This is a genomic window from Thalassovita sp., assembly GCF_034670005.1.
Classification (GTDB): domain Bacteria; phylum Pseudomonadota; class Alphaproteobacteria; order Rhodobacterales; family Rhodobacteraceae; genus Thalassobius.
In genome coordinates, this window is record NZ_JAXMOH010000007.1 from 184,696 (window position 1) to 190,806 (window position 6,111).

Sequence of the window (6,111 nt, forward strand, 5' to 3'; positions counted from 1 at the left end):
CTTCTAAATACTCATAACAAGGCTAGCGCCAGCCGGGTTTTTTCGAGAAGCTTTTCGGTATCATTCAGCAACGCAGGCATATCTCCCAGGCGGCCTGTTTGGGCCCGCTCTTCGATTTCAAGGAAACTTTGGTTCAGACCCGACGCCCCGACCGTGGTGACGTTGTTGCTGGCTTTACGCGCCATGGCAATCAGATCATCCGTTGCGGATGCCTCGAGCGCATTGCGCAAATGGTCTAACGTGGTCAGGCATTCCTTGTGCAATTGGTGGACGAAGACTGACCAGTTCTCTCCGGCGATCTTGGCGATTTGCCGAGAAACGGATTTATCCAGAACATCGGGCAGGGGGGGCTGGCTGGCGCTGTTATCAGCCTCAGGATCGGTGGTGCCATTCACCTGGTGTATCACCTCATAAATCTGGTGACGGCGCAGCGGTTTTACGTAGACTTTTTTCATCCCGGCGATTTCCGCGCGTTCACGGATGTCCGGATCGCTGAACCCGGTCAGGCCGAAGACCGGCAATTTGTCCAGTCCTTGCAGCGCCAGCAGCCGGCGGGTTGCTTCCAACCCGTCGATACCAGGCAAGCCGATATCCATTAATACCGCATCCACATTGTTTGACTGGATCGCTTGCAGCGCGGCTTCGCCACTTTCGGCGCATACCGGTACGCAGCCTTCGCTTTTCAACAGCTTCGTCATCAATTCGCGATTCAGCGGGTTGTCGTCAACCACAAGGAACCGGACACCACGTGCATCGGGCGGTCGTATTTCGGTAAGAGCTGAGTTGGATTTTGGATCAGTATCAGAAAGCGCAAAGCACAGCGAGACCATGAATTCAGTGCCGACCCCGGGCGTGGAACTGACCCTGACCGATCCGTTCATCGCGTCTACCGCGCGTTTGACGATGCTCAATCCCAGACCGGCACTTTGAGCCAGTTTACTATAATTGGATGACCCAGTTTCGAACGGTGCAAATAATCTGTCGATTTCACCCGTGGCGATCCCTTTTCCGGTGTCCGAAACGCTGAACTCGATGGACATCATTTTTTGGGTGCCCTGTCGCACGAATTTACATTGCGCCGACAGAGTGATGCTGCCTGTATCGGTGTATTTTACCGCATTGCTCATCAGGTTCTGCACCACCCGATGGAACAAGTGGTGATACCCTGAAACCTGCTGGTTGTGGTCGCAGTCCAGCGCGAGTTTGACTTCCAACCCCTTGGAGGCGGCCGCGATACGGCTTTGTTCGGCCAGTTTCTTCAGCATCTGATACGGGTTAAAGGCGGAAACCGGATGATCCTTGATTGGGCGCATATCCATGCGTACATGTTCCAGGGTATTGTTGATCTGGTCCAAAGCAGTGTCGGCAGAGCCGCGGATCAGTTCCATCAGTTGCCGTTGTTCGGGTTTCAGATCCTTGTCCTGCAATAACAGGTCAACCGCAGTGGCAATCGCGCCCATAGGGGTGCGCATTTCATGGCTGACGGTGGCAAGAAATTGCGTTTTCGATTGTTCGTTGGCGCGTGCGATGTCGCGGGCGGCTTCAAGATATTGCGACCGGTCCAGCGCTTCCTTGTATTCGGTGCGGGCGACGATGTCGCGCATGACCACCACGAATTGCCGAGAACCGGGTTCTTCTTCGATCATGGTGATGGTGACTTCGACCGGATAGCGATCCTTCTGCACGCTTTCGACATACACTTCGATTGGGATGCCGGACATTTTTTGCAGAAAGGCGCCGGGATCGGCGGGTTCTTCAAAGCTCTTCAGGGTAGCGCCCATATCTACATTGTAGAATAGCGATTTTCCGATCAAATTCGGGGCGCCCAGCATTTTCGAAAGTGCCGAATTGGCCATGGTAAAATGGCCGTTCGCGTCGACCGCGCCGATTCCGTCTACCGCACTGTTCAAAAATTGGCGAAACCGCTTGTCGCTGCGCTTACGTGCGCGGATAGCACGTTGCAGTTGCGAGCTTTCCGAACGCAGTTTCTGGAATTGATCCTCGACGTCTCCGGGGTCCAGCCGCGCCAGCACCAGCGGAATAGCGGTGCGCGCGGGCAGCCGGGACATCCGGCTTCGGATTTCGAACGGGGTGCCGCTCGCATCGTTCAAAACCATCCGGCCGATCTTGGGGGATGTGGATTTGGCGCAGAGCTTGAGAAACCCGATATTGCTTTCATAGGCATTAAGCGCCTTTTGGAAGTTTTCAGTCGGGCACAGCCGTTCGGCGGCACTATTGGAAAAGACAACTTTGCCGTCTGCCGTCAGCAGGTAGCACGGCGAAACATCCAGAGCGATGATATCTGCATAGCGCACCAGGCTGTCATCTTGATGCAGAGTGTCAACCTTAGTCATCTGCAAAATACTCAAGCCCCGGAGTGATATCGTCGTTAAAAGAGACACTGACGCGGCACATCCCGTCGCCACGTGCGATCGTTTTTTCCAGAATGACCTTGGCGTAGCCTTTGCAGTTCGATGCGAGATGCCCCACAATATTCGATGTCACCATGCAGGCCGAGCGTGTGCCGTTGACCTTGGCGCCGAACGGGCAGGTGGTATTTTCCAGCACGATCCGGTTTTCATCCATTTCAATCAACCTGAAATCACCGCCTGCGCGGTTCTCCAGTTCGATCAAAACTTTTGGCAGTATTTCGCCGTTCGAGCACTCTTTCTCTAGTTGTGAAGCATACTCATCATAAATGATGTGCCCGACATTAGAACCGACAGTGCTGAAAAAGGCTTCGGCTTCTTCTACACCTGCAACGGTCTCTAGGACTTTCGTCAGATGGTGCAGTGTGTCGGCCAAAAAACTTTCCCTATCCATGCCTTAGCGCCTTCTTCGTTTGCGTGTCCGGTTTATTGTTTCCACAGCGGAACTAACCTGTTCACCTTCTCAAAACGAAACATGTCGCCATTTGCACCCAGCTTGGGCAATACCCGCATTGCGTGTCAAGTGTTGTCTTTCATAAGCAAGATGCATGCCACAATTTTCAATCAGCGAACTGATTTCATCCGTTCTGATCATCGCAGCTAAGATGAACGGCCAGTGCGACGTTTTAGTTACTGAACCTTAAGGGCGAGCTTCCGAAAGGATAAAGTAATGTCATCGAAAAAGGTGCGAGCTTTGACGCGCAACCTTGGTCAGTATCGCATGGTGAATGCGCGCAATGATGAAGAAAGTCAGGGCTTCCAGCTTGTAAGGCAGGAAACCCATCTGTCCAACGTGTCCCAGGTCGAGCGTTTTCTGCCCGACATTCTGGGCCGTGCTTTGGCGCGGTGCTGGATCGATAAGATTTTCCGTCAAAGCTTCTATATGGCGCCCAAAGAAACGCTTTTCGACTATCATGTACACCTGCCTGACGACATCACGGTTTCGGTCGAAACAGACCCCGGAGAGCGTTCGAAAGTGGTTGTATACGAACATCGCCCCGGAGAATTACCCAAACGTGTGATGTATTTGCAACTGGTGATGATGGCAGGAAGATGAGCTGGAAACGGGCGCATATCCTGGTCCTGGGCGTGGCCCTGACCGCTGCTGCGCAACCGGCTCAGCCAAATGCCTTTGCCGAGGCGGTTCAGGCCGCCCGCGACGGGCAGGCGGCGCAGGCGGTCAGGATGTTCCGTACTCTGGCGCAGGATCGCAATGGCGAAGCCCAGTTCAACCTGTCGGTTCTTTATGCCCGTGGCGATGGCGTGCCGCAAAGTGATGAAATGGCGTTGTACTGGGCGTGGCGTGCCCGGTTTTCCGGCATCAAACGTGCCAAGGTCTTGACGCAATACCTGACCCGTTCTGCAACACCCGCTTTGCTGGAAAAGGTGCAAATGCGTCTGCGCGACGATCTGGGCCAACGTATCAATGAGGGCCATAAAGAGGCGATGCTGTCGCTGGGCCGCGTCTATCTGGAACTGACTGATCCGGCGGACCCGGAATTGGCGCTGGTCTGGTTTACCATCGCCGCGGCGTTGCAACAGCCGCATGCCAATACCTGGCGCGACGTGGTTGGGCGTAAGCTGGACGCCAAAACGCGCATTGCCGCTCAAGAACGGGCCGCCAGCCTGTACAAGCAATGGTGCGACGGTCATGGCACCGAAAACACCGAACTGTGCGGATACCAAAGCTGATCCTGCAACAGTTCCCAAGGCGTTCTTACTTTGGAAAAAACTGGTAGAGGTCATCCAGCGTGGCTTTCTTCTTTCGTTCGGAACGGGTTCCGGCCGGTTCTGTTGTGGGTGGGGGCACCGGTGCCGATACTGGTTCCGCAACGATTTCAGGGGACATTTCAGGTTCGGAAGAAGGTGTCAGTGGCGGTTCTTCGGCGGGTGGCTGTGGTGGATCGGTGACCACTTCCGCGTCGTCGCTGTCCTGGATGCCTGGCTCAGGCAGATACGTTTCTGCCATGCTTTCCGCGCCGGAAACGTCATCGACAGCGGTTGCAGCCATGAGCGCTTCGAACTCGGAATAGTCGGGCGCGGCATCGGTGGTTGAGGCATGCGCGGGCTGCGCAGTTTGCTCCGGTATCATTTCTGGCGCTGCCTCAGCTGTCTGGACCGGCAAACTATCCGCGTCGACCACAACCTTGGGGCCGTCGTCTGTTGCGGGGGGACTGATCGGTTCCGCCACATGGTCCGTTTCATGGCCGGACGCGGCCAGGGGCATTTCCGTTTCCTGAGGCTGGCCTGCCATCAGAGCTTCAAATTCGGAATAATCCGGCTCTTCAGCAACTGTTTCGGATGTTTCCTCTGGATCGATCGAGGGGACGTCGGGGGCGTCCAGCGCACTTTGCGCCGGGTCTGGCGATGCAGCTACTTCATTGCCAAACTCTTCAATGGGCTGATCGTTTTCTGTTACCTCATCGGTCCCGATTTTGGTCTCATTCTGATCCGTCGCGCTTTCCACGCTGGAAGGTATATCTTCTGGCTTTGTAAAATCGGATGTTTCCTCCAGCGCTTTTTGATCCGGCAAGGCATCATGCAAAGCTATCAGTCCGCCTAATCCGTCATCGTCGGCATCCTGTTTTTCATCGCTGCCGGTTACGAATTCGGCGGAGTCCTCAGCGGAATCCCCAGTGGACGGGTCCATCTGGGAAAACATGTCAGATAGACTTTCCAAATTGCCGCCGTTCGCGGTCTCAGACGGTTGTGCTGAAGCGGGGTCATGATCCTCTTCCGGTCCTACAACGTCTGTCGATTGTTCCGCTTGTGAGAGGGTCTGGTCGTCCGTCTGTTCGGCCACATGGTCCTTGGAAGGGGACGTTTCGACTTCAGGCGTTTCCCCGACCGATAGGGGGCTGTTTCCTTGGTCCGAAAAGGATGAGAGCAAGGCCGCGAGGTCGTCCGAACCATCATCGTCGGTATCGTGTTGCCCAGACTGTGCGTCGAGATCATCAATAGATGCGATTTGATCCGCGGGTGCTTCCGTTTCGGGAGCTGCCCTATGGGATAATGTCTTAGTCTGGCCAGCGGGATCGCTGCTTGCTTCAACCTCAGATGCCGGATCCAGCGCAGGCTCCGCGTCCGCCACGACAGCTTCGGATTCAAATCCTGTGATCGGGGTGCTGGGTGTTTCGAAAGTCTCGGTCGGATTTTCCAGCGTTTCGTCCTGAGGATTGGCATGGTCGGGGTTTTCTTCTTCGATCACACCATCGGTCGCTTCAGAAAGAACCGCACCCGCGTCGATTGTCGTTTCCGCTTCGATTTTTTGTTGGTCTGACCCTGTTTCGATAAGGTCGGCCATATTGTCCGGGGTGTTTTCCTCCGTCGGATTATCTGAATCTGCGACGGCTGTCTCTGCTTCCAACACTGTATGATAGGCGGGCGCGTCATCGACGCCCTGCGTGGCGCCCATCAAAGCGGAGAGGTCGTCGTCAGAGGCGTCCGCGCTGGTGTCTTCGTCCTGCGGCTCTGGCTCCGCAGTCTGACCGGACATCGTGCTCATCAGTGCCGACAGGTCATCGTCGCTTGGGTCTTCGCCGGTATCGTCCAAATCGTTCAGGGCCGACAAGTCGGGCAACTCAGCGCTCCCGGATGCCGGAGTGGAGGGGGCGGCGCTGTCGCTCGTTTCGGACTGATCTGGGTCGGCTTGGGTAACCTCAGGGGTGGCTTCGTCGATGCC

The 6,111-nt window shown here is 55.6% G+C and carries 5 protein-coding genes; 2 read left to right on the top strand and 3 right to left on the bottom strand.

Annotated elements, in window-relative coordinates:
* Positions 1-11: 11 nt before the first annotated feature.
* Together VOI23_RS13575 and VOI23_RS13580 are read right to left on the bottom strand one after the other, a co-directional pair.
* Positions 12-2,354 (bottom strand): ATP-binding protein, encoded by a 2,343-nt coding sequence (locus VOI23_RS13575; RefSeq protein WP_323785427.1) that lies wholly within the window; start codon positions 2,352-2,354, stop codon positions 12-14.
* On the bottom strand, positions 2,347-2,805 hold the full coding sequence (locus tag VOI23_RS13580) for a methanogen output domain 1-containing protein (protein ID WP_323785428.1): 459 nt from the start codon (positions 2,803-2,805) through the stop codon (positions 2,347-2,349). The genes VOI23_RS13575 and VOI23_RS13580 overlap by 8 nt, the downstream gene beginning before the upstream one ends.
* 294 nt (positions 2,806-3,099) lie before the next feature.
* Here VOI23_RS13580 and VOI23_RS13585 point away from each other — a divergent pair, with 294 nt between their 5' ends.
* Positions 3,100-3,486, top strand: coding sequence for a hypothetical protein (locus tag VOI23_RS13585; protein ID WP_323785430.1), 387 nt, complete (start codon positions 3,100-3,102; stop codon positions 3,484-3,486).
* Positions 3,483-4,121 carry a hypothetical protein gene (locus tag VOI23_RS13590; RefSeq protein WP_323785431.1) on the top strand — a complete coding sequence of 213 codons (639 nt, stop codon included), beginning with the start codon at positions 3,483-3,485 and terminating at the stop codon, positions 4,119-4,121. The genes VOI23_RS13585 and VOI23_RS13590 overlap by 4 nt, the downstream gene beginning before the upstream one ends.
* Positions 4,122-4,146: 25 nt before the next feature.
* On the opposite strand, the gene VOI23_RS13595 is transcribed toward VOI23_RS13590, so the two are convergent.
* Positions 4,147-6,111: hypothetical protein (locus VOI23_RS13595; RefSeq protein WP_323785433.1), on the bottom strand; the 1,965-nt coding region annotated here is incomplete at its 5' end.

Bases quoted from the DNA above. Each gene is read 5' to 3' on its own strand.
- VOI23_RS13575 (WP_323785427.1), bottom strand. From the start codon at position 2,354: ATGACTAAGGTTGACACTCTGCATCAAGATGACAGCCTGGTGCGCTAT.
- VOI23_RS13585 (WP_323785430.1), top strand. From the start codon at position 3,100: ATGTCATCGAAAAAGGTGCGAGCTTTGACGCGCAACCTTGGTCAGTAT.
- VOI23_RS13590 (WP_323785431.1), top strand. From the start codon at position 3,483: ATGAGCTGGAAACGGGCGCATATCCTGGTCCTGGGCGTGGCCCTGACC.